This is a genomic window from Brevundimonas abyssalis TAR-001, from assembly GCF_000466985.1.
Classification (GTDB): domain Bacteria; phylum Pseudomonadota; class Alphaproteobacteria; order Caulobacterales; family Caulobacteraceae; genus Brevundimonas; species Brevundimonas abyssalis.
Map to the genome: position 1 here is coordinate 1 of NZ_BATC01000048.1, position 23,130 is coordinate 23,130.

Sequence of the window (23,130 nt, forward strand, 5' to 3'; positions counted from 1 at the left end):
GTTTCAGGCGTCGGCTGGCCGAAGGTGCGCGAAAAGGTGAAGCCGGTGCGCAGATCCTGGCGCTCGACCTCGGCGAAATTGATCGGGCGGGCATCCACCGCGATCAGGGTTCCGTCGCCGTCGCGGGTGAACCGGTCCGGCAGGGCGGCCTCCAGCGCGGCGGTCACGGCGGGGAAGCCGTTGACCTCGTTCTGGATGGAGGTGCGGGTCCAGGTGGAGGTGATGCGAAGCTGCTCGTCCTCCAGCGGCTGCCAGTTGAAGCCGGCACGCCAGACCGAGCGGGTCGCGGCGTCCAGGTCCGGGTTGCCGCCGGTGGTGCGGGTGACCAGCACCGTGTCTCCGGTGGAGAAGTCGAACACCGCTGTGTTCGGCGTGGCGATGACCGGATCGTTCAGCTGGGCGATGCTGGGGGCCTGGTCCTGGCGGGTGTAGCCGGTCAGGAAGGACAGTCGGTCCACCGGGCTCCAGTTCAGATTGACGCCGAGGGTGTCGAGGCCGCCGAAGTCCGACACGTCCTCATAGCCCGCGTTGAGATTGAGGGAGAGATCGCCCAGCAGCGACGGGCTCTCCTCGTCGCGCTCGAAGACCGGGATGTCGAAGCTGGTCTGGGCGTTGAGCCGGTCGCGGGACAGCTCACGCTCGGTCTCGACGCCCGAACGCAGGGACCAGGACTCCAGGGTCTGGCGGTCGGCGCCGAAGGTGAAGGTGGAGCGCAGGTCGCCGGCGGGCAGCTCGGTCAACGGCCCGGTGAACACCGCCTCGCCGCTGTAACGGCTGGTCACGGAGTTGGCCAGGTCGTCGGGCAGGCGGGTGAAGTCGGCGCCCGTCAGCGGGCCGAACGGGCTGACGGTGGGATCCCCCGCGTCCAGCCGGTCCTGATAGGTCGTGACGTCAAAGCCCCGGCCCGTGAAGGTGTCCCGTTCGTTGCGGGTGTATTCGCCGTTGAAGCTCCAGCGCCAGTCGTCGCCGATGAAACCGTCCAGCAGAAGGCCCAGTTCGGCCTGCAGGCTGTCGGTGCGGGAGCTGAGGGCCTCGGGCGTGTCGAGGAAGCGGTAGAGGGTCACATCCTGCGAGAAGGGTGAGCCGCCCACGCCCGACGGCACGGTCAGGGCCAGGCCCGGCAGGCCGTTGAAGCGCTCGCTGGTCTCGTCCTCCAGACCGGCGCTGATGGTCGCCTGGATGTCGCCGGGCAGGCCGCGCTTGAGGGTGGCGGAGATGGAGTTCTGCTCGGTTTCCGGCTGCAGGGTGCGCCAGTCGCTGAGGGCGCCCCGGCCCGGCGGGCCGTAGGCGCCGGCGAAGTCGGCCAGGCTGGTTCCGCCCATGGGCACGGGGGCTACAATGGCGGTCTCGCCCACGGCGGTCGAGAAGGCCGGGTCGATCTCGTCGCCGAACATGGGCGCCGAGATGTTGCCCATCAGGTCGTAGGGCGTCGTGCCGGGGTCGCGGACGATGTCGCGCTCGGTCTCGTACAGGGCGGTGTCCCGCTCGTGCTCGATGTCGATGGACCAGCGGTTGTCGCCGTCGATGCGCAGGATGTCGGCCTCGACCTCATAGCCCGAGCGGCCCCCGGCGGTGGGGCCGCGGAACTCCACCTCGGTGGTGGTCGAGCGGAAGGGATTCTTGAGGATGAAGTTCACCACCCGCTGGTCGGCGCGGTAGCCGAACTGCAGGGCCACCTCCTCGGGCAGGACCTGGACCCGCTCGATGGCCTCGGACGGCAGGCCCCGGATCTCGCGGAAGCCGGAGATGCGCCGGCCGTTGACCAGGAACACCGGCGAGCCGCCGCGCGAGCTGGTGGTGACCGGCTCCAGGAATTCCAGCAGCTGGGAGATGTCCGAGGCGCCGTAGGCCTGGATGTCGGCGGCGTCCAGCTCCAGCTCGGGCGCGATGTCGGTGTCCACGTCGCCGCGACGTCGCGGGGCGACGATGATGAGCTCCGAGACAGACGTGACGCCGTCCTCCTCGAGGATCGGGTCCTGGCCGGCGTCCTGCGGAACGCCGGCGGATTGAACGAGCAGCGCGGCCAGCCCGGTCAGGGCGGTGGTCGAGAGAGACATGTATGCGTATCCGGTTGGGGAGGGCCGGGGAGTTCGTCTGGGCCGCGAACCTTGCCGACCCCCCGGTTCAATGACCGTCTAACGCGTCAATTGCGGCGATTCCGTCGCGGCATGATTGCAACGGCGAAATTTCGGCCCGTTATCGGCGATCGAGGGCTCAGCCCGCGTCGCGGAGCACGCCTTCCAGACCCTGTTCGCGCACCTTGCGATACAGGGTGGAGCGGCCGATGCCGAGGCGCCGGGCGATCTCGGACATGTGGCCGGCATAGACCTCGATGGCGTGCTGGATCAGGTCGCGCTCGATGTCTTCCAGGGTGCGCAGGTGGCCCTTGTCGTCGATGATGCGCACCGGGGCGTCGGGCAGGGCCAGGTCGGACAGGGCGTGCTCGGCGCGGGGCGCGTCGGGACTGGCCTCAGCCTCGGGCATGGGCGCGGCCACGCCTGAGATGGCGGGGAAGTCGTGGGGCTGCAGCCACGGGCCGTCAGCCAGAACGATGGCGCGATAGACCGCGTTCTCCAGCTGGCGCACGTTGCCGGGCCATTCGAAGGCGGTCAGCAAAGCCAGGGTGTCGGGCGCGGCGCCGGCCACCCGCTTGCCTTCCTCGGCGTTGAAGCGGGCGATGAAGTGGTCGATCAGGGCCGGGATGTCCTCGCGCCGGGCGCGCAGGGCGGGGGCCTCGATGGGGAAGACGTTGAGGCGGTAGAACAGGTCCTCGCGGAAGGCGCCGGCCTTCACCTGGGCCTCCGGGTCGCGGTTGGTGGCCGAGACGATGCGCACGTCCACCTTGACCGGGCGCTTGGCGCCCACCGGGTCGATCTCGCTCTCCTGCAGGGCGCGCAGCAGCTTGACCTGCATGTCCAGCGGCAGCTCGCCGATCTCGTCCAGGAACAGGGTGCCGCCGTCCGCCTCGCGGAACTTGCCCAGGGTCTTGTCGACCGCGCCGGTGAAGGCGCCCTTCTCGTGGCCGAACAGGATGGATTCGACGAGGTTCGCGGGCAGGGCGCCGCAGTTCACCGCCACGAAGGGCTTGCCGGCGCGCGACGAGGCGCCGTGCAGGGCGCGGGCGATGACTTCCTTGCCGACGCCGCTCTCGCCGGTGATCAGGACCGGGATGTTGGATTTGGCCGCGCGGGCGCCCAGCGACTTGACCATGCGCATGGGGGCGCTGTCGCCCACCAGGTCGTCGAAGGAGGTCCGGCCCGAGACCTGACGGCGGACGCGGCCCACCTCGGCCACCAGATCGCCCATCTGCAGGGCGTTGCGGATGGAGATGAGGATGCGTTCGGGGCTGGCGGGCTTGACGAAGAAGTCCTGGGCTCCGGCCTGCATGGCCTTGACCACGGTGTCGATGCCGCCGGACGCGGTCAGGATGATGACCGGGGCGCGGACGCCCGCGGTGCGCATTTCGGCGAGGGTCTCCATGCCCGACAGGCCGGGCATGACCATGTCCAGCAGGACCACGTCGGCGCCGCCGCCCTTTGTCATGCGGTCGATGGCCTCGCCGCCGTTTTCGGCGTGGACGACGTTGTAGCCTTCGCGGTCGAGAACCGCCTGCACCAGCCTGCGCTGGGTCGGGTCGTCATCGACGACCAGCACCGTCTTGGCCATGGGAGCCACCCTTCATCATCAACCGTGCGGCCGGTCCTCATTGATCGGGACTGGCTCGTTTCGGGACGGTTTTAGGCCGAAGGGGGTGAAGATCGGGTTTAAGGCAACGCGGGCGCGCGATCAGGTCCGTCACCGCAATACGGCTGGAAAACGCCTTGGGGCCTGATACGCACGCCGTCGACAACAAGATCGGGGAATAGCGGGTCGACCGTCTCCAGCCGCCCCTCCCGCAGCGCGTTTCTCGGGTCGATGTCCTCACCATTGCAAGCCGTGTCGTCAGGGGCGCGATAGTCGGCCCATTCCATCCACTGGCCGTCACCCTCAAGCTTGAACAGCGACACACCAGACCGATGCGAAGCATAGGCGATCAGTATTTCATCTGTTCCGTCACCATCCATATCCCTCATTCTGGCCTGGCAGACGTTGTCTTCGGTGCACAGCTGAATGAACCAGTCGTACTCGGCGACCTGCTCAAGGAAGGCGGGCGGCAACGTAGTTCCCGCCGGGTTGACCTCGATGCGGATATTCTGGGGACGCGGACTCTCGGTGGGCGACACCTGATAGCGGTCTTCCACAGTCTGAGTCTCACCCGCCCGGCGCGCAACCTCAGGATCGTCGGATTCCGCAAGCCGGTCCAGCGCTGCCCGGCCTGACCGGCCTGCGTCAAAGCGCAGGAAGGCGTAGTCGAATTCCTCGGCGGACACCCGGCCGGTCTCGAGCCGCCGCATCTGGTCGGCGACGGACAGGCGGGCGGGGTCGGCGAGGGGGGTGAACAGGGCGAGGATGCCGACGACCGCGACCACCCCGCCGATGATGTTGGTGCGCTCCAGCGGGCGCATCCATGGGCCGGGCTTCACGGCGGCGAAGGCGTAGCCGACGGCGTGGACCGCGCCCACCAGGACGCAGGCGGCGGCGATGATGCGCTCGGGCGTCAGGCCGTGCTGGCCGATGCGCAGGGCGAGGCCCCACAGGGCCAGGCCGATCAGGGGAACCAGCAGCACGCCTGCGATCCGCGCGGCCCACTGCAGCACCACCGGCGGCGCGCCGTCGGGCTCGCCGTCCTGATAGGCGGCGTTGATGAGGATGATCAGGGCCGCCGCCGCCGACAGCATCAGGCTCGTGCCGTAGCCCTCGTCCCACAGACGGCCCACGCCCGCGAAGGGCAGGGCCAGGATGAAGGCGGCGGTGATCAGGGTCATCACCGGCATCAGCCAGGACAGCAGCATCAGGGCCACGGTGCGCACGCCCCGGATCAGCCCATCCTTCACATCGGTCAGATGCACGGCGGCGGAAAAGGCCAGGGTGGTCACGGGAATCGAGAACCATTCCTGACCCAGCAGGTCGCGCAGGAAGTTCAGGCCGATGACGCTGAACAGCCCGGCGCCGAGGAAAAGCAGAACCCAGAAGGCGCCGGTGAAGGCGACCGACAGGGCCAGCTGCACCCCGGCCTTCCACGCCGTGTCGAAATAGGCGGGATAGGGGGCGAGCCAGCGCCGCGCCCGGTCGGCGGGCAGGATCAGATGGTGGGCGATGAAAAGCATGGCCGCCGAGGCCGCGAAGACGATGGGCGCGGCCAGGGGCTCGTTCAGTCCGTCGGGCCGCACGCCCCAGGTCACGCTCCACCAGCCCATGAGCGCCAGAAGCGCCGCTGCGGCGAGTCCCCAGATCAGGAGGGTGCGAAGCCGCATCCGGCCGACGGCGCCCAGCAGGACGATGGGCAGCCAGGCGAAAATCAGCACCAGCGGCGCGAACAGGCCGGGGACGGTGGCGGGCCATGCCCGGTTTTCAAGGGAGAGATAGAGGCCCAGCAGGGCCGCGCCCTGGATCAGGCCGATGACCAGCCGGGTCCAGCCCAGACTCCGGTCATCCGGCCCGCGATCCGCAATCTCGTTGGCGCCGAAGATGGTCATGCTGTTTCCCCGTCTTTCCGCCGCATCTGGCCTGAAAAGGGGACAGGAGGGAAGGGTCAGTCGCGCTCGGCCCTGGCCAGATAGCAGCCACGCCGCGCGGCGTGGAGATGGACATGGCGCACCTCGGGGTCGGCGAACCAGTTCGCGAGGCGTCCGGCCAGGGTTTCGCCCTCCATGACATCAGCGTCGATCATCATGTTCGAACCGTCGTAGACGCGCGCCGAAAGGAGCCGCGTGGCCAGCATGGCGGGCACATGGTCGACGTCCGGCGCATGGTCCCGGGCGCTCTCGGACACATAGATGGGACCCGAGGCGCGAAAGGGCGAGGCGGGGTCGTCCAGGTGCGGGTAGTTCAGCAGGATGACGGACTGCCCGGGCCGGGCGTCGGCGAGGCTGACGCGGCAGGGGGCCACGCCGACGCGGGTGACGGGAACGCGCCGGGCGCCCCGGTCCGCCAACGCCTGATCCGGCAGGGCGAAAAGGGGGGCGAAGGGCGCGAGGGGCAGGCCGACGATCCTGAACATGAGACATCTCCGTGGAAGCCCGGATGGCGTAGCGCGACGGGGGCGATCCGGCTGGCGGTTTTCGGAACCGCCATTGCGCCGGGCGTTCCGGATCACCAGAACAGGGACCATGAACGCCCCCTTCAAGCCCGATGCGGCCCCGACCGAAGCTCCCCTCTGGGATCTGTCCGACCTCTACGCCTCGCCCACCGACGACCGGGTGGCGGCGGATCTGGAGGCGGGGCGCAAGGCGACCGCCGAGCTGAACGCGCTGGAAGGCCAGTTGGAGGCGGCGCGGGGCGACGCGGCGACGCTGGGCGGGCGCCTGGACCGGGCGATCACCCTGTATGAACAGGCGTCCAACCATCTGGGGGCGCTGGGGGCCTATGCGTTTCTGGCCGCGTCCACCAATCGGGAGGACGGCGCCGCGCAGGGGTTCGAGGCGGACATCCGCCAGAAGGTGACCACCATCGCCGCCGAGACCCTGTGGCTGACGCTGGAGATCAACCGGCTGGAGGAGGTCGAGATCGAGGCGGCGCTGAACGCGGATGACGCCGCCGCGCGCTGGCGGCCGTGGCTGCGCCGGGTGCGGGCCAGCAAGCCCCATGAGCTGTCGCCCGAGCTGGAGCGGTTCATCGCCGAGCGCATGCCCGCCGCCATGCAGTGGCCGCGCCTGTTCGACGAGACCCTGGCGGCCCTGCGGGTGAAGGCGGGCAAGGACGAGCTGACCCTGGCCGAGGCGCTGAACCGCCTGTCGGACCCCAAGGCGGACCGGCGCAAGGCGGCGGCCGAGGGGCTGGACGCGGCCCTGGCGTCACGGGCCACCACCATGGCGCTGGTGCTGAACACCGTGGCCCAGGAAAAGGCGCTGGAGGATCGCTGGCGCAAATTCACCTATCCGGCCCAATCGAAGCACCTGATGAACGAGGTGGACGGCGAGGCGGTGGACGCCATGGCGGCGGCGGTGGCCGAGGCCTATCCGCGCCTGACCCACCGCTATTATGCGCTCAAGGCGAAGGCCATGGGCCTCAAGCAGCTGAACCAGTGGGACCGCAACGCCCCCATCGAGACCACCGCGCCGCGCGGCTTCGACTGGGGTCAGGGGCGGGCCATGGTTCTGGACAGCTTCAATGATCTGGGCGCCGAGTTCGGCGACCGGGCGAAGTCGTTCTTTGACAATCCGTGGATCGACGGACGGGCGCGGGCGGGCAAGCAGTCCGGCGCCTATGCGCACCCGGTGACGGCGGACCGGCACCCCTATGTGTTCATGAACTGGATGGGCGAGCGGCGCGACGTGCTGACCCTGGCCCACGAACTGGGCCACGGGGTTCACCAGACCCTGGCGGCGGATCAGGGCACACTGCTGGCCGACACGCCCCTGACCCTGGCCGAGACGGCGTCCATCTTCGCCGAAGGCCTGACGTTCGATCGGCTGCTGGCGACCGCCCCCGAAAAGGAAAAGCGCGGCCTGCTGGCCGGCCGCATCGAGGACGGGCTGAACACCGTGGTGCGTCAGATCGCCTTCCACCGCTTCGAGACCCGCTTCCATGACGAGCGGGCGCAGGGCGAGGTGTCGGTCGCCCGCATCGGCGAGATCTGGATGGAGGAGATGGGCGCGAGCCTGGGCCCGGCGGTCAAGCTCAACGATGGATACGAGCACTGGTGGGCCTATGTCAGCCACTTCGTGCACTCGCCCTTCTATGTGTACGCCTATGCCTTCGGAGACCTGCTGGTGGCCGCCCTGATGGAGAAGCGGCGCGAGGACCCGGACGGCTTTGCGCCCCTGTACCGCGAGCTTCTGGCCGGCGGCGGCACGAAGACCTACGTTGAGGCGCTGAAGCCCTTCGGTCTGAACCCGCGCGACCCGGCCTTCTGGGCCACAGGCTGCCAGCGGCTGGAGCGGCTGATCGACGAGTTCGAGGCGGTGGCGTGACGACACACCGCGCTTGAGCCGCGCGCCGCCCTCGCTATAAGGGCGGTCAGATTCTCGTTTGCCTTCGAAAGATCATCGCATGGCCGCCGACACCCACGAAGCCGATCACGACGCCGAAGCCTATCTGAAGGGCTCGCAGGAAATCACCGAGCAGATCGCCACCTGGCATCTGTTCAATTTCCTGACCAAGTGGGGCTCGCTGGCCACTGCGGTGGCGGTGCTGCTGTTCACCGTGTGGTTCATGCCCAACGGCGGCTTCTTCCCCGCGGCGATCGCGGCGGTGGTGCTGGCCGTCGCCGGCTGGTGGTTCCTGCGCAGCAAGCCTGCTGATCACTAACAGTTATTCTGGCGGGCCCGGCCTTTACGGGCCTTTCTGAAACGTCCTAACGTTCCACTGCTCTGAAACAACAGGCAGGGGGATTCGCTTGGCCGTCGCCATAGCCGTGACGCGCGAACGCCGTGAAGGCGAACCGCGCACCGCCGCAACACCCGATACGGTGAAGAAGCTGACCGCGCTCGGCGCCTCGGTGCTGGTCGAGGCCGGCGCCGGTCTGGGCTCGTCCATTCCCGACGCCGACTATGAGGCCGCAGGCGCCAGGATCGCCAAGGACTCCAGCGCGGTGCTGTCGAAGGCCGACATCCTGCTGAAGGTGCGCGGCCCCACGGCGCAGGAGATCAGCGCCCTGAAGCCGGGCGCCATCGTCGTCGCCCTGCTGGACGCCTACCGCGAAAAGGACACCGTCCAGGCCATGGCCAAGGCGAACGTCACCGCCTTCGCCATGGAGTTCGTGCCCCGCATCAGCCGGGCCCAGGTGATGGACGCCCTGTCGTCCCAGGCCAATCTGGCGGGCTACCGCGCGGTGATCGAGGCGGCCCACACATACGGCCGCGCCTTTCCCATGATGATGACGGCGGCGGGCACCGTCGCTCCCGCAAAGGTGTTCGTCATGGGCGCGGGCGTGGCGGGCTGCAGGCCATCGCCACGGCGCGGCGTCTGGGCGCGGTGGTCAGCGCCACCGACGTGCGCCCCGCCGCCAAGGAGCAGGTGGAGAGCCTGGGCGCCAAATTCGTCGCGGTGGAGGACGAGGAGTTCAAGGCCGCCGAGACGGCGGGCGGCTACGCCAAGCAGATGTCGGCCGAGTATCAGGCCAAGCAGGCCGCCCTGACCGCCACCCACATCACCAAACAGGACGTGGTGATCACCACCGCCCTGATCCCCGGCCGCCCGGCGCCCCGTCTGATCTCGGCCGCCCATGTGGCCTCCATGAAGCCCGGCTCGGTGCTGGTCGATCTGGCGGTCGAGGCGGGCGGCAATGTGGAAGGCTCGAAGCCGGGCGAGGTGGTGAAGACCGCCAACGGCGCCAGCATCGTCGGCTGGTCCAACCTGCCCGGCCGCATCGCGGCGGACGCCTCGGCCCTGTACGCCAAGAACCTGCTGGCCTTCGTCGGCCTGCTGGTGAAGGACGAGGCGCTGGCCCTGGACCTGGAGGACGAGATCCTCAAGGCCGCCGTCGTCACCCACGGCGGGGCCGTGGTGCATGAGGGGGTGAAGGGGTGAACCGCTGGCTCAAGGGATTCTTGAGGGTGGTTTCGACGATATTTCTTGTCGCCGGTCCGGCTCTGGTGGCGCTCATGGCGCTTTTTGCTTTGGTGAGCGTGGGAACGGGCGGCCGCTTGGGAACCGGGTTGGTTTCCGTCGGTGCAGGGCTCTATGCCCTTGTGGTGTGTCTGCTGGCTGGCGGTGTGATCAAGCTGCTCCTCAGCATAGACGACCGCTTGGAACGGCTGGAGGCGAACCGATGATGAGCGAGAAGCTGCGCAGGGCGTTGACGGTCTTTTCGATGATCCTGATCGCCGGCGGCACGCCGCTCGCGATCCTCATGCTGGCGCTGACCTGGATGCTCGAGCAGGCGGTCACCGCGCCGACCTCGGGGTTGCGATACGCATCATCATCTTCACCCTTCTGGGTGGCGGATTGCTGCGCGCCTTGCTCAGCATCGACGCCCGGCTGGAGGCGCGGGGATGAACGTTCGCAACGACCCGGCCGCGCCGCATAATCAACAGAGGACCCGATAGATGGAACACGTCGATCCCACCGTCTTCCGCCTGGCCATTTTCGTGCTGGCGATCTTCGTCGGCTACTATGTGGTCTGGAGCGTGACGCCGGCGCTGCATACGCCGCTGATGGCGGTCACCAACGCCATTTCCTCGGTCATCATCGTCGGCGGTCTGATCGCGGCGGCGGCCGTGTCGGAGGCGTCCGGCGTCAACGGCTGGATCGCCAAGGGCGCGGGCGTGGCGGCGGTGACCCTGGCCAGCGTCAACATCTTCGGCGGCTTCATGGTCACCCGGCGCATGCTGGCCATGTACCGGAAGAAGGAAAAGAAGGCTTGACCGGCGACGCGGCCCAGGTGGCCGCGACAGGCTCGTGGGTCGCCACGGGCCTGGGCGTCGGCCTGTGGATCTACGGCTGGGTGGGCGAGAAGAACCCCATCGCCAAGATGCGGTTTCACGACGCCGGCATGGTGCTGGTGTTCTCGTCCATCATCGTGCGGGTGCTGATCCAGGACCGGGCCATGACCTGGTTCGACTGGATTCTGGTGGTGATTGCGCCGCTGTTCATCGCCGCCGCCCTGTGGCGGCTGAAGCGGACCGGCGGCATGACAGGTTCGGAGGACCGATGAGAGTTGCGTTGATCGTTGCGGTGCTCGCCGTCGCCGGGGTCGCCCAGGCCCAGGCCACGCGCCAGACCGGCGAGGCCTATCAAGGCGCGCACTTCGCCGTGGCGGCGCCGGGCGGCGCCAGCTGGAGGCTGAACTGTGGATTTCCGCCCCACCAGATGGCCGGGACCGGCACGGTCAACCGCTTCGACCTGGAGGGCCAGGGCCGCGCCGCCGGGCGTCTGCCGACCTACCGCGCCTGGTGCGCCCTGACCAAGACGGGCGGCGAGGGGCCGGTTGCTTCGCCCTGGTCAAGGACGGAACGCCCACCGCCGCCGGAACCAACGACCCCGCCGAACCGGCGCGGGTGGAAATCTACTGAGACGAATGAGGGGGACGCCGTCATGAACGCATCCATCGCAGCCCTGGCCTATCTGGCGGCCGGCGTCCTGTTCATCCTGTCCCTGCGCGGGCTGTCCAGCCCGGAGACCAGCCGGCGGGGCAACACCTTCGGCATGGTGGGCATGGGGCTGGCCATCGGCGTGACCCTGCTGACCCTGTGGGGGACCCAGGCGCTGGACGGCCTGACGCTGGCGCTGATCGCGGGCGGCGTCGTCGTCGGCGGCGGGCTGGGGGCGGTGATCGCCCGGCGGGTGCCCATGACCTCCATGCCGCAGCTGGTGGCCGCGTTCCACAGCCTGGTGGGCATGGCGGCGTGTCTGGTGGCGGTGGGGGCGGTCTATGCGCCCGTGCCTTCGGCATCGACGACGGGGCGGGGGGCATCAAGACCCTGTCGATCATCGAGCTGGGCCTGGGCCTCGCTATCGGCGCCATCACCTTCACCGGCTCGGTGATCGCCTTCGCCAAGCTCAACGGCAACATGAGCGGCACGCCGATCCTGCTGCCGGCGCGGCACATGATCAACATCGGTCTGGCGGCCGGGCTGGTGGTGCTGATCGGCATCCTGATCGCCACGGGCGGCACGGCGGTCTGGGCCTTCTGGGGCGTGTTCGTGATCGCCCTGATCCTGGGCGCCACCCTGATCATCCCCATCGGCGGGGCGGACATGCCGGTGGTGGTGTCCATGCTGAACAGCTACTCCGGATGGGCGGCGGCGGCGCTGGGCTTCACGCTGGAGAACATCGCCCTGATCATCACCGGCGCCTGGTGGGCTCGTCCGGTGCGATCCTCAGCTACATCATGTGCAAGGGCATGAACCGCAGCTTCATCAGCGTCATTCTGGGCGGCTTCGGCGGCGACGCGGCGGCGGCGGGCGCCGGCCACGTGGAGACCCGGCCGGTCAAGCAGGGCTCGGCCGACGACGCCGCCTTCATCATGAAGAACGCCTCCAAGGTCATCATCGTGCCCGGCTACGGCATGGCCGTGGCCCAGGCCCAGCACGCCCTGCGCGAGATGGCCGACAAGCTGAAGGAGGAGGGCGTGGAGGTGAAATACGCCATTCACCCCGTGGCCGGACGGATGCCGGGGCACATGAACGTGCTGCTGGCCGAGGCCAACGTGCCCTATGACGAGGTGTTCGAACTGGAGGACATCAACAGCGAATTCAGCAGCGCCGACGTGGCCTTCGTCATCGGCGCCAACGACGTCACCAACCCGGCCGCCAAGACCGATCCCCAGTCCCCCATCTTCGGCATGCCCATCCTGGACGTGGAGAAGGCCGGCACGGTGCTGTTCGTCAAGCGCGGCATGTCGGCGGGCTACGCAGGCGTGGAGAACGAGCTGTTCTTCCGCGACAACACCATGATGCTGTTCGCCGACGCCAAGAAGATGGTGGAAGGGATCGTGAAGGGGCTGTGACCCCCCGGTCACGGGTCTGACCGGATAACCGTGCTATCGCCTCCGGTCGGGAGGGGGCGACGTGCTTCAGGGATGGCTGAAACTGAACGACGCCGAGTGGGCGGTGTGGACGCGTGCGCCGTCGGCTGACGTGCTGTGGGCGTTCGGCGTGCTCGCGGCGGTGATCGTGACCGGGTTGGCGCTGTTCGCCTGGGGCGCCTCGAGAGGGCGGTGGAAGGCGGTGCTGGCCGGGCTGGTGCTGGTGGTTCCGGCGGCCATGCTGACGGCGGTGTTCCTGGAGACGGCGGTCGAGGCGCGGGGCGCCCATGCCTGGTGCGCGGTCGATGGCCGGGCGGCGGCGGCGGGGCGCAGCGCCTGTACGGGCGCGGACGGCGGGCCGGCGACCCTGGCCCGGGTCATCTCCGGGGATGACGGCTTTCCACGCACCCAGTACTACTGGACCGCCAGCGGGCTTTGCGAGGCGCGGGTCGATCGTCGGTGCGGGGCGGCGGCCGGTCCGGCGGATCGCGTGCCGACGCCGGGCATGGTGCGGGTGGCGCACGCCGAGCCCCGGTCGCTGGAAGACGATCGTTGAATCTCGTTGAAGTTGCGCTTTGCATGTCGGATTTCCCGCCCTCGAACGTCTGAGTGAGTGAGGCAGGTACCCATGGCGACGCTCGCGGACATTCTCGGCAAGGCACGGCGGGCCGTCATACGGCAGGGTATCGCCGATCACGATGCGGATGACCTGGTGCACGAGGCGTTTCTGAAAGTGGAGCAGTATCAGCGTGACCATGCGGTCCGTAGCCAGGAGGCGCTGCTGGTCCGGGCGGCGGTGAACCTGTCGATCGACCGTCAGCGCCATCGCGGCCGCATGCCCATGGCCGACGGCGCCGAACTGCATGAAATCGCCGACACAGCGCCGGATCCCGCCCGGATCCTGGAAGCGCGGGCGCGGCTGCAGCAGGTGGCGGCGGATCTGGCGCAACTGCCGGAACGCACGCGCCGGATCCTGCTGAAGCGCCGGCTCGAGAACATGAGCTACGCCGAGATCGCCGCATCGGAGGCGATGACGGTGGCCGCCGTGGAGAAGACGGTGGCCCGCGCGACGTTGCAACTGATGAAGGGGAGGACTTCGTCGTGAGCCGCAGCTTGTCTTCCCCCAACATCGATGCCGAGGCCGCCGCGTGGCTGGCGCGGCTGCACGGCGACCATGACGCCGCCGCGCGGGACGCCCTGGACGCCTGGCTGGCCGAGGATCCCGCCCATGCGGCGGCGTTCGAGCGGGCCAGTGAGATCTGGGCCATCCTGCCTCGGGCCGCCCGCAGCAGTGCGGACGAAGCGCGCCTGCGCCCCGCGCCCGAGAGACGGCCGTGGCTGCGTCCGGCGCTGGCCATGGCCGCATCGCTGGTGCTCGGCTTCGGCGTGCTGTGGTGGTCTCTGGCCACCGTCGGCGACTATGTGACCCGGCCCGGCGAGCAGCAGGTGGCCACCCTGGATGACGGAAGCCGCATCGCGCTCAACACGGACACCCGGGTCGATGTGAAGTTCAACGCGGACCGCCGCCACATCACCCTGGACCGGGGGGAGGCCATGTTCGAGGTCGCCCACGATGCCGACCGTCCCTTCGTCGTGATCGCCGGGGACACCCGGGTCGAGGCGCTGGGCACGGTCTTCACCGTGCGGCGGACACGGACCGAGGTGGTGGTCACCCTGATCAAGGGCGAGGTGGCGGTCACCCGTGAGGCGCGGGAACGAGCGATGCGCCGGAGGCCCCGATGCTGCTGCAGCCGGGCGAACGGCTGACCGAACCGGAAGCCGGGCCCACCCGGATCGAGCCCGCTTCGGTGGAGGCGGCGACCGCGTGGCGGCGAGGCCAGACCATATTCCGCGACACGCCTCTGGGCGAGGCGGTCACCGAGCTAAACCGCTACGGCGGGCCGCAGGTGGTGATCGAGGATCCGCGCGTGGCGGCCTTGCCCATATCGGGCGTGTTCACGACCAATGCACCCGACTTCGCCCAGGCCGTCGCGGATCTGCACGGCCTCAACGTCGAACGGGAGGGCGACACCCTGCACCTTGAGCGCTGATGAAGGGGCGGTGATTTTTTTGTGTCGCAACCGTGTCGGGTTTGCGGCGAAACGTCGTCTACCTAGTGGGAGCCATGCATCGCGCTCCCCAAGGGGGACATATGTTTTCACGTAATCTCGCCGCCCTGGCCGTCAGCGCCAGCACGCTCGTACTGTCAGCCCAGGCGCAGGCGCAGGCGCTCTACGCTTTTGATCTGCCCGCGCAGCCGCTCGAGGCGTCGCTGCGCGCCGTGGCCGCCCAGACCAACACCAATGTCGTGTTCTCCGGCGACCAGGTCAGCGGCAAGACCGCACCCGCCCTGCGAGGCAGCTATTCCGCCGAAGGCGCCTATCGCGCGATGCTGCGTGGATCAGGCCTGAGGCTGGGCGTCACCGACGGCGGATCGTTCGTCGTCAGCGCGCCTGTAGCCGGACAGGCCGCCCGGCAGGGTCAGGGCGCGCTGGTCGGCCAGGTCTCCATCGCCGAAGGCGCCCGTAGTCCGGACGGCGCCCTGGTGCGCATCGCCGAGACGGGCCAGACCACCAGCGTCGATCAATACGGCAGCTTTCGTTTTCCCTCGCTTCCGGCCGGCGACTACACGGTCGAAATCTCCTTTCTGGGCTATGAGCCTCTCGTCGAGACGGTGACCGTCCCGGCCGGAGGGTCGCACCAGCAGGCCTTCACCCTGGGCCAGGCCTACGCCACCACGGTCGAGGACGTGGTCATTTTCGGCTCGCGCAGCGCCCGCGCCAACGCTCTCAATCTTCAGCGCACGGCCGAGAACAGCGCCGATGTGATCTCGGCGGACGAGCTGGGCAATTTCACCGGGACCACCTTTTCCGAGGCGCTGCGCCGCGCGCCGGGGATTTCGTTTCAGCGCAACTCGGTGACCGGGGACGGCACCAATGTGATCGTGCGCGGGCTGGAGCCCGACATGAATGCGATCCAGCTGAACGGCCTGAATCTGCCGGTCGGCAACGGCGTGGGCCGGTCGGCCGACCTGTCGAACCTGCTGGCCGACTCGGTGAGCCGGATCACCATCAACAAGTCCCTGCTGCCCAGCCATGACAGCGCCGGCACCGGCGGATTGATCGAGATCGAGACCATGTCGCCGCTGGATCGTCCGCGTCGCTATGCGAACTTTCTGGTGGAGGGCGACCGCACGCCCGACGATTTCGGCGACGACTTTCTCGTCTCCGGCACGGTGGCCGGCACGTTCGGCGACAATTTCGGCCTCAGCGCTTCGGTCCAGTACCGCAGCCAGAGCACCCGCTCGATCGCCTATGACGCGGGCAGCAACGGCGGACGGCTGAACTTCGGCCGCTACCTGCCGCTCGACGTCGTCGGAAATCCGATCACCAATCTCGAAGCCGTCGATCCGCTTCAGACCTTTCCGTTCGTGTCAGGCGAGGATCAGGCGTATCCGGGCGGGCTGGTCACCAGCTTCTTTCACGACGAGACAGAAACCCTGGCCGGGACGCTCTCGGCCGAATGGCGGATCGCCAGCCACACCAATCTGAAGTTCGACTATCAGCACGCGGAGACGCGGACCGACTTCTTCTCGCTGTCGGACACTTTCTCGACCGGCGCCGAATACGTCGTCCTGCCGGGCGAGACGAACGCCCAGCTGGTGCTGGACCTGAGCCCGGGCAACGAGGGCATCTCACGCTCGCAGAACTACAGCTATGACCGCGACGTCCGGAAGATCACCGACACCTTCAGCCTGAACGGCCGGACCACCCTCGGCGCGTTCGAGTTCAACTATCTGGCCGGCTATGCCCACGGCACGGAACGTCACCCGGCCAGCTTCGGCCTGCAGCTGCGCATGCCCGACACCGACGCCAGCGCGGATCTGTTCCTGCCGGAAGCGGTCGATCCGGAGACCGGGGTGATCCACACCGGCTTCGGGCCGCGCAGCGGCAGCGGCATTCCCCTGCCCCTGCTGAGCAGCCAGGGCTGGGCCCTGGTCAATGACCCGTCCGCCTTCGTCATCGAGAACGCCAGCGGCCAGCTCGACAATTCCGAGGGCAGCAATGACCGGTACACAGCCAGCGGCAGCGCGCGCTGGACCTCGGGCGGCGGCTGGCTGAACTATGTGGAGTTGGGCGGCTTTTATGAGCGCGCCGAGTTCCAGAGCAATCTGACCCGCAGCCAGATCGGCGGCAACGTCCCGGTCTCGGCGCTGGGCCTCGAATTCATCCCGTCGGACCTGACGCGCATCGGACTGTCCGAGCCCGGATTCTCCACCCTCAGCGAAGGCGCCCTGCGCGGTTTCGTCGATGGTCTGGGCGCCCTGGCCGGGGGTCCGTCGGGCCTCACGCTCACGCCGATCGCGCCCCACCCCGACCAGGGCAACGAGAACACCGAGGAGACCAATTTCGCCGCCTACCTCCAGGGGCGGATCGACATCGGCAAGCTCGAGATCATCGGCGGGGTGCGCTTCAACCACACCCGGCTTGAGGCGACCAATCTCAACTTCCCGGTCTACACCGGCCCGATCCTGCCCGAGAACGGCGGGGGCATGGGGGTGGACTTCATCTTCCAGAACGAGTTCACGCGGCTGGTCACCGAGGAGGCCGTGTCGGAGGATTTCCTGCCGCGGGTTCTGTTCAACTACCGCGCCAGCGACGATCTGATCTTCCGGGGCGGCTACTTCCTGTCGGTCGCCCGGCCCGCGATCAGCCAGCTGTCCAGCGAGACGCGCATCGCCTTCATCAACTTCCCCATTCCGGGGCCTGAAGGCGTCAAGCCGATCCTGCAGATCAACAGCGGCAATCCCAACCTGCAGCCGGCGACCACGGACAATTTCGACCTGAGCGCCGAGTACTATTCCGGCATCGGCATCTTCAAGATCAGCGCCTTCTACAAGCGCATCGACAATCTGCTGCAGACCAACATCACCAACGGGCCGGCGACCCTGGCGGCGGTGACCCTGCCGGATCACCCCTATTTCAACGGGGCGCCCTATTTCGATCCGAACAATCCGTCCTCGGTCTTCATCACCGGCGGCAGCCCGGTGAACAGTGACGAGGTGGCCGAGCTGTGGGGCATCGAGTTCCAGGCCGAGCGGCGGTTCGACTTCCTGCCCGGCATCTGGGGCGGCTTCGGCGTGTTCCTGAACCACACCTGGACCGACAGTTCGCGCGCCGACCGCTACAACTGGAGCTATGGAACGCCCCCCGACAACGTCTTCACCTTCACAGACCTGCCGTTCGTGCAGCAGCCCGCCCACTCGGGCACGGCGGCGCTGACCTACAACAAGTACGACATCGATGCGACGCTGGCCTACGGCTACCAGTCGCGGGGGCTGTCGCTGTTCCAGCCGCGCGGGCTGAGCGTCTACACCGAAGGCACGGAGACGCTGGACTTCCGCGCGGAATACTATCTGCGCCCCAGCTACGGCAGCTTCCGCGTCTATGTGGAGGCCAACGATCTGCTCAACGGCACATCGGATCCGAACCTCGAACAGACCTTCGGCGGCGAACAGGGCGCGCCGACCTTCTTCACCCGCGCCACCTATCTGGGCGGCCGCAGCCTGCGCATCGGTCTGTCGGCCACGTTCTGATCGTCACGCCCAAAGGCCGGTGCGTCCCGTGACGCGCCGGCCGCTCTCTTCTCCACGTCAGGAAACCCCATGAAGACGATGATGCTGGTGCTGTTCGCATCGGCCGCGGCGATGCTCAGTTCGCCCGCCGCCGCAAACCCGTCCGACGAACAGGCGCTGCTGCCCTACGAGCAGTTCACCCTGCCCAACGGCCTGCGGGTCGTGGTGCACGAGGATCACTCGGCGCCCAAGGTGGCGGTGACCGTCTGGTATCACGTGGGCTCCATGAACGAGCCGGCCGGCCAGACCGGCTTCGCCCACCTGTTCGAGCATCTGATGTTCAACGGGTCGGAAAATCACGACGACGAATACATGCCGCCGCTGCAGGAAATCGGCGCCTCGGCGGTCAACGGCGCCACGACGCTGGACCAGACCTACTACTATGCGGTGGTGCCCACCGGCGGGCTGGAGCGGGTGCTGTGGCTGGAGTCCGACCGCATGGGCTATCTGCTCGGCGCCGTGACCCAGGAGAAGCTCGATGAGCAGCGCGGCGTCGTGCAGAACGAGAAGCGCACCCGCGACAACCAGCCCTATTCGATGATGCCGGAGTTGCGGGCCGAGGCGATCTTTCCGTCCGACCACCCCTATCACCACCCCATCATCGGCTCGATGGAGGATCTGGACGCGGCCTCTCTGGAGGACGTGCATGGGTGGTTCCACCAGTACTATGGCGCGTCCAACGCCGTGGTGGCGCTCGCCGGCGACGTGACGGTCGAGCAGGCGCGCGAGCTGATGACCCGCTATTTCGGCAGCGTGCCGCCAGGGCCGCCCATCGGGCGCATGACCGAATGGACGCCCCTGCTGGAGCGGGTCAGGACCGAGGTGGTGGCCGACAATGTGCCGCAGACGGCGATCTCGTGGAGCTGGCCCGTGCCCGGCAACGACGCCGAGGACCGGCAAGCCCTGCGCATGGCCTCGTCGGTTCTGGGCCGTGGGCGTCTGTCCCGCCTGAACCAGGCGCTGGTGATCGACCGGCAGCTGGCCAACAGCGTCTCGGCCAACTACGAGGCGCGGCCATCTCGGGTCTGTTCAACATCGAGATCCGGCTGCAGCCCGGCGTCGATCAGGCCGAGGCCGAAGCGGCGCTGCAGGCGGTGCTGGACGAGTTCCTCGCGGAGGGCCCCACGGCCGAGGAGCTGGAGCGGATCAAGATCACCACCTATGGCGACACGGTCCGCATGCTGGAATCCCTCTATCTGCGCGCCATGATGCTGGCGGGCGGCACGATCGGGGAGGGCAATCCCGGCCAGTTCGAGCTTGATCAGGCGGCGTTCGACGCGGTTCAGGCCGAGGATGTGCTGGTCGCCGTGAATCAGTGGCTGGGCCGTCCCAACTACCGGCTTACCGTCGTGCCGCAGACCCGGTACGCGGCGGGGCCGGACGGCGCGGACCGCAGCGGGCTTCCGCCCATGGGCCCGGAATCCGAACTGGTGCTGCCGCCCGTGCGGGAGGGGCGCCTGTCCAACGGAATCCGCGTCCTCCACGCCCGGCGCGACGGCACGCCGACGGTGGACATGGTCATGGCCTTCGACGCGGGCGGCGCCGCCGACCAGGGCCTGAAGCCCGGTCTGCAGGGCTTCACCGTCGGCCTGATGGATGACGGCACGACCACCCTGACCGGTCAGGAATTCACCCAGGCCCAGGAGATGCTGGGCGCGCGCATGTACGCCTGGGCTGACTCAGACACCACGAGCTTCTCGGTGTCGGCCCTGACCCGCGCGCTGGACGACACCGTCGACCTGTGGTCGGACTACATCCGCGATCCCGCCTTCCGCGACGCCGATCTGGAGCGTGAGCGCGGCATGGCGGTGTCCGGCGTGCAGCAGGCGCTGTCCGACCCGACCAGCATCGCGGGCCGGGTGTTCACCTATCTGATGTTCGGCGCCGACCACGCCTATGGCGCGCCGCTGGCGGGCCGGGCGGATGTGATCCGGTCCTACCGCCGCGAGGACCTGACCGCCTTCCACCAGCGCTTCATCCGGCCAGACAATGCGGTGATCTTCGCTGCGGGCGACGCCGAATTCGACGTGCTGATGGCCACGCTGGAGGCCAGCTTCGGCGACTGGACGGCGCCTGCCGCGCCGCGGGGCGAGACCACCATCGCCGGGGTCGCCGATCAGACGGCGCCGCGTGTCGTGCTGGTGGACCGGCCCGGTTCGGTCCAGTCGGTGATCCGGGTCGGTCACGTGACGCCGAACGGGCTGGATCCGCGCAATTTCGATCTGGATGTTCTGAACGGCATTCTGGGCGGCGGCTTCACGTCCCGGCTCAACATGAACCTGCGCGAGGAGAAGGGCTGGACCTACGGCGCCGGCAGCAATGTCAGCGACGCCTTGGGCCCGCAGGTGTTCTCGGTCTCCACCAGCGTGCAGACTGACCGCACCGCCGACGCCCTGTCCGAGATCGCCCGCGAGCTTAACGAGATCGGCGGGGTGCGGCCCCCGAGTGGTGAAGAGCTCGATCTGTACCGTCGCGGCCAGGTGCTGACCCTGTCGGACCGTTTCGAGACCAACAATGCGATGGTCGGCTACCTCAGCTACGTCACGCGGTTCGAGCATCCCTACGAATGGATCACGACGCTGCCCGACCGCTACGCCGCCCTGACGCCCGAGATAGTGGGTGCGGCCGCCTCCATGCTGCACCCGGACGCCATGACCTGGGTGATCGTGGGCGACCTGACCCGGATCGAGGCCGGCGTGCGCGCCCTGGGTCTGGGCGAGGTGGAGGTCTGGGACGCCGAAGGCAATCGACTGCGCTGATCGTCTGCGCCCCGGGAGCAACGGCCTGCGTGAGAATAAGCAGTCCATGGTCCGGGGCTCGATTTTCGCCTTCCCCTACCCGTCTGACGTGAATAGCGTGGCTTTCATCGGTGAGGTGGAGGGCCGTTGAGGGCTCTTCTGGGGCGGGTCGGCACCTTGCTGAGGGGGATGGGTTAAGCGATGTATTGGCATGAGACCAACACCTCGATGGTGATCGAGGCAGACGAAGTCCTGCGCTATACGAGCGACACGGATGACGATCCCCATATCGCCATCTGGCTGGAACCCCCGCTCCAGGTGAATACGGGGCCTGGCCCCTTTCCGCCCCCGACGGCGTCAGGCCCCTTCCCGTCGCTCACGAACTTCGGGACCCTGGATTTCGTCACCAGCAATCAAACGACATCCTTCCTGATCGTATTCAGGCCGATGCCCGCGTCGTCTGAAGGCACGGTGGTCCATAATGCCGGTTCGATGCGCATCGAGCCCGGGACGGGGGAGCTGTCGGAATTAGCGGCACGACCTACCATTCGTTCCGCTTCGAGAATCTGGGCGAGTTCATTGTCAGGGCCGCGGGCGACGCAAGGGGCTTCAGAAGCCTCAACGGCGACATTGTGAATCATGGCTTGATCGACGTTCAGGGCGACCTGACCATCGGGATCGACACGGCGATGGAATCGACCATTCACAATACGGGAGACATCCTTGTCTCGGGTTCCCACACCAGTGTTGCTGTGGCGCTCAACTACGGAAACAGCACCGTATATAATTCGGGGTTGATCAGGGCAGAGAAACTGGGCCGCGCTGCGGACGCAACCGCCATTAGTATAGCCCCCATCACCGGTCTCACGTCCATCGTCAACGACGGCGAGATCACGGGTGACTATGCCGTCAGAAGCGGGGCCATAAGCGATCGGGCGGTCCTGGAAATTCTCAATCGGGGCCAGATGAATGGAGCCGTCGTTCTTGAGGGTGCGTCGACCGACACCCTGATCAACGAAGGGGTCATCAACGGCCTCGTGTACCTGGGAGGCGGGGAAGACCTCTACGATGGCCGCCTGGGTGAAGTCTCGGGACCGGTCCACGGCGGGGCGGGTGAGGACATCCTTCTTGGCGGCGCGGGCTCGGAAACGTTTTACGGCGGTGATGGAAATGACCGCCTCGACGGCGGCGGCGGCGTCAACTTCCTGTACGGGGGCAACGGAAACGACACCCTGGTCAGCGGCTCGGATGACGACCTTCTCCACGGCGGCTCTCACCTGGATATTGCAAGTTACGAGAACAGCCTCTCGGGGGTGACCGTCGACCTGAGGCTTTCGGTCGCCCAGGACACGGGCGGCGGCGGTCGTGACACCCTGGTCTCGATCGAAGGTCTGCGGGGCAGCGAGTTCGACGACGTCCTGCGAGGCAAGGGCTATTTTGCCGAAAATGCCGCCGTGCTGTTCAAGCCGGAAGCCCTGCGGAACAACTCCTTCAGCGCCGCAGTCGATGTCTCCAACCTGTTCGGGATTGTGGAGAACCCGGATATCGAGAACTCGACCACGACTCCACATGTGTCGATCTCGGCGGAAACGAGCGGAAATCCGGAGTACTTCAGATTTGTTGTCACCGAAGCCGGCGCGGTGGGTGTGTTCGACATCGATCGTGTGTTCGGAGGAGTTAACCTGAACCTCACGATCTATGACGCGGAGGGTAATCTCGTCAGGTACAACGACGACTGGCCGCTCGATCCGGGGAGCCTGGCGCCGCTGGATCCTTTCATAGAGCACACCTTTGCTCAACCGGGGGTGTATTACGTCGTTGTAAACACCAACTACCCGTTGGGATTGATCGTCGGGACAAAGTACACGCTTCAAATTTCCCTTTCCGACGCCCCCATTGTTTCTGACGAGTTGCGCGGCTCGCGCCTTGAGGGCGGCGGCGGAAATGACACCCTCATCGGCGATATTGGAAACGACGTTCTGGATGGCGGAACCGGAAACGACATCCTGATCGGCGGCCTGGGCGACGACATCATGATGGGCGGGGCCGGCGATGACACCTACTATGTCGACAGCATCCATGACGTGGTCATCGAGCGCGGCGGCGAGGGGCGCGACCTGGTCTACTCAACCGTCAGCTTCAACCTGAACGGACAGTCCATCGAGGACGCCACGCTTCTGGGCGACCGCAACATCAATCTGATCGGCAACGCGGGTCACAACGTCCTCACCGGCAACAGCGGCAACAAC

At 67.6% G+C, this 23,130-nt stretch carries 19 protein-coding genes and 2 pseudogenes; 16 read left to right on the top strand and 5 right to left on the bottom strand.

The window, feature by feature from the left end; all coding sequences use genetic code 11:
- From MBEBAB_RS11115 to MBEBAB_RS11130, 4 genes are all read right to left on the bottom strand, one after another.
- The coding region (locus MBEBAB_RS11115; protein WP_045319236.1) for a TonB-dependent receptor at nt 1–2,057 on the bottom strand (2,057 nt) is incomplete at its 3' end.
- A 157-nt stretch (nt 2,058–2,214) separates the two neighbouring features.
- Entirely contained in the window at nt 2,215–3,666 is a 1,452-nt protein-coding gene (locus MBEBAB_RS11120; RefSeq protein ID WP_021698097.1) for a sigma-54-dependent transcriptional regulator, read from the bottom strand.
- 98 nt (nt 3,667–3,764) lie between these two features.
- Nucleotides 3,765–5,576 carry a DUF4153 domain-containing protein gene (locus MBEBAB_RS11125; RefSeq protein WP_021698098.1) on the bottom strand — a complete coding sequence of 604 codons (1,812 nt, stop codon included), beginning with the start codon at nt 5,574–5,576 and terminating at the stop codon, nt 3,765–3,767.
- Nucleotides 5,577–5,632: 56 nt separating this feature from the next.
- Nucleotides 5,633–6,100: a DUF1203 domain-containing protein gene (locus MBEBAB_RS11130; RefSeq protein WP_021698099.1), complete on the bottom strand. Its 468-nt coding sequence runs from the start codon at nt 6,098–6,100 to the stop codon at nt 5,633–5,635.
- Between the two features lie 109 nt (nt 6,101–6,209).
- On the opposite strand from MBEBAB_RS11130, the gene MBEBAB_RS11135 reads away from it, so the two are divergent.
- The 15 genes and pseudogenes from MBEBAB_RS11135 to MBEBAB_RS15250 all read left to right on the top strand — a co-directional run bounded on the left by MBEBAB_RS11135 (nt 6,210) and on the right by MBEBAB_RS15250 (nt 20,902).
- Nucleotides 6,210–8,012: a M3 family oligoendopeptidase gene (locus MBEBAB_RS11135; protein ID WP_045319237.1), complete on the top strand. Its 1,803-nt coding sequence runs from the start codon at nt 6,210–6,212 to the stop codon at nt 8,010–8,012.
- Nucleotides 8,013–8,091: 79 nt separating this feature from the next.
- Nucleotides 8,092–8,349 (top strand): aa3-type cytochrome c oxidase subunit IV, encoded by a 258-nt coding sequence (locus MBEBAB_RS11140; RefSeq protein WP_021698101.1) that lies wholly within the window; start codon nt 8,092–8,094, stop codon nt 8,347–8,349.
- Nucleotides 8,350–8,437: 88 nt separating this feature from the next.
- Nucleotides 8,438–9,570, top strand: a pseudogene (locus MBEBAB_RS11145) (Re/Si-specific NAD(P)(+) transhydrogenase subunit alpha).
- Nucleotides 9,567–9,815, top strand: coding sequence for a hypothetical protein (locus tag MBEBAB_RS11150; RefSeq protein WP_045319238.1), 249 nt, complete (start codon nt 9,567–9,569; stop codon nt 9,813–9,815). Before MBEBAB_RS11145 ends, MBEBAB_RS11150 begins: the two are co-directional and overlap by 4 nt.
- Nucleotides 9,812–10,069: a hypothetical protein gene (locus tag MBEBAB_RS11155; RefSeq protein WP_045319239.1), complete on the top strand. Its 258-nt coding sequence runs from the start codon at nt 9,812–9,814 to the stop codon at nt 10,067–10,069. The genes MBEBAB_RS11150 and MBEBAB_RS11155 overlap by 4 nt, the downstream gene beginning before the upstream one ends.
- 19 nt (nt 10,070–10,088) lie before the next feature.
- Nucleotides 10,089–10,406 (top strand): NAD(P) transhydrogenase subunit alpha part 2, encoded by a 318-nt coding sequence (locus MBEBAB_RS11160; protein WP_021698104.1) that lies wholly within the window; start codon nt 10,089–10,091, stop codon nt 10,404–10,406.
- Nucleotides 10,403–10,696, top strand: coding sequence for a hypothetical protein (locus tag MBEBAB_RS11165; protein ID WP_021698105.1), 294 nt, complete (start codon nt 10,403–10,405; stop codon nt 10,694–10,696). The genes MBEBAB_RS11160 and MBEBAB_RS11165 overlap by 4 nt, the downstream gene beginning before the upstream one ends.
- 380 nt (nt 10,697–11,076) lie before the next feature.
- A pseudogene (locus MBEBAB_RS11170) lies at nt 11,077–12,490 on the top strand (NAD(P)(+) transhydrogenase (Re/Si-specific) subunit beta).
- Nucleotides 12,491–12,551: 61 nt separating this feature from the next.
- Nucleotides 12,552–13,064, top strand: a complete 513-nt coding sequence (locus tag MBEBAB_RS11175; protein ID WP_021698107.1) for a hypothetical protein — start codon at nt 12,552–12,554, stop codon at nt 13,062–13,064.
- 72 nt (nt 13,065–13,136) lie between these two features.
- Complete coding sequence (locus tag MBEBAB_RS11180; RefSeq protein WP_021698108.1) at nt 13,137–13,613, top strand: RNA polymerase sigma factor; 477 nt, start codon at nt 13,137–13,139, stop codon at nt 13,611–13,613.
- Nucleotides 13,610–14,275: a FecR family protein gene (locus MBEBAB_RS11185; RefSeq protein ID WP_021698109.1), complete on the top strand. Its 666-nt coding sequence runs from the start codon at nt 13,610–13,612 to the stop codon at nt 14,273–14,275. The genes MBEBAB_RS11180 and MBEBAB_RS11185 overlap by 4 nt, the downstream gene beginning before the upstream one ends.
- Nucleotides 14,248–14,559: a FecR family protein gene (locus MBEBAB_RS15245; protein WP_021698110.1), complete on the top strand. Its 312-nt coding sequence runs from the start codon at nt 14,248–14,250 to the stop codon at nt 14,557–14,559. The genes MBEBAB_RS11185 and MBEBAB_RS15245 overlap by 28 nt, the downstream gene beginning before the upstream one ends.
- A 101-nt stretch (nt 14,560–14,660) precedes the next feature.
- Entirely contained in the window at nt 14,661–18,104 is a 3,444-nt protein-coding gene (locus MBEBAB_RS11190; RefSeq protein WP_021698111.1) for a TonB-dependent receptor, read from the top strand.
- A 69-nt stretch (nt 18,105–18,173) separates the two neighbouring features.
- Nucleotides 18,174–19,352 (top strand): M16 family metallopeptidase, encoded by a 1,179-nt coding sequence (locus tag MBEBAB_RS15735; RefSeq protein WP_081703504.1) that lies wholly within the window; start codon nt 18,174–18,176, stop codon nt 19,350–19,352.
- Complete coding sequence (locus MBEBAB_RS15250; RefSeq protein WP_052516792.1) at nt 19,238–20,902, top strand: M16 family metallopeptidase; 1,665 nt, start codon at nt 19,238–19,240, stop codon at nt 20,900–20,902. The genes MBEBAB_RS15735 and MBEBAB_RS15250 overlap by 115 nt, the downstream gene beginning before the upstream one ends.
- A gap of 392 nt (nt 20,903–21,294) precedes the next feature.
- On the opposite strand, the gene MBEBAB_RS16560 is transcribed toward MBEBAB_RS15250, so the two are convergent.
- A complete protein-coding gene (locus tag MBEBAB_RS16560; RefSeq protein WP_158332141.1) occupies nt 21,295–21,522 on the bottom strand; it encodes a hypothetical protein in 228 nt (75 codons plus the stop codon).
- 3 nt (nt 21,523–21,525) lie between these two features.
- On the opposite strand from MBEBAB_RS16560, the gene MBEBAB_RS11200 reads away from it, so the two are divergent.
- The coding region (locus MBEBAB_RS11200; protein ID WP_045319240.1) for a calcium-binding protein at nt 21,526–23,130 on the top strand (1,605 nt) is incomplete at its 3' end.

What these genes read in the sequence shown, in the direction of transcription:
- MBEBAB_RS11155 (WP_045319239.1), top strand. Translation starts at nt 9,812, where the DNA reads ATGATGAGCGAGAAGCTGCGCAGGGCGTTGACGGTCTTTTCGATGATC.
- MBEBAB_RS11135 (WP_045319237.1), top strand. Translation starts at nt 6,210, where the DNA reads ATGAACGCCCCCTTCAAGCCCGATGCGGCCCCGACCGAAGCTCCCCTC.
- MBEBAB_RS11125 (WP_021698098.1), bottom strand. Translation starts at nt 5,576, where the DNA reads ATGACCATCTTCGGCGCCAACGAGATTGCGGATCGCGGGCCGGATGAC.
- MBEBAB_RS11130 (WP_021698099.1), bottom strand. Translation starts at nt 6,100, where the DNA reads ATGTTCAGGATCGTCGGCCTGCCCCTCGCGCCCTTCGCCCCCCTTTTC.
- MBEBAB_RS11190 (WP_021698111.1), top strand. Translation starts at nt 14,661, where the DNA reads ATGTTTTCACGTAATCTCGCCGCCCTGGCCGTCAGCGCCAGCACGCTC.
- MBEBAB_RS15245 (WP_021698110.1), top strand. Translation starts at nt 14,248, where the DNA reads ATGCTGCTGCAGCCGGGCGAACGGCTGACCGAACCGGAAGCCGGGCCC.
- MBEBAB_RS11140 (WP_021698101.1), top strand. Translation starts at nt 8,092, where the DNA reads ATGGCCGCCGACACCCACGAAGCCGATCACGACGCCGAAGCCTATCTG.
- MBEBAB_RS11120 (WP_021698097.1), bottom strand. Translation starts at nt 3,666, where the DNA reads ATGGCCAAGACGGTGCTGGTCGTCGATGACGACCCGACCCAGCGCAGG.
- MBEBAB_RS16560 (WP_158332141.1), bottom strand. Translation starts at nt 21,522, where the DNA reads ATGATTCACAATGTCGCCGTTGAGGCTTCTGAAGCCCCTTGCGTCGCC.
- MBEBAB_RS15735 (WP_081703504.1), top strand. Translation starts at nt 18,174, where the DNA reads ATGAAGACGATGATGCTGGTGCTGTTCGCATCGGCCGCGGCGATGCTC.
- MBEBAB_RS11180 (WP_021698108.1), top strand. Translation starts at nt 13,137, where the DNA reads ATGGCGACGCTCGCGGACATTCTCGGCAAGGCACGGCGGGCCGTCATA.
- MBEBAB_RS11160 (WP_021698104.1), top strand. Translation starts at nt 10,089, where the DNA reads ATGGAACACGTCGATCCCACCGTCTTCCGCCTGGCCATTTTCGTGCTG.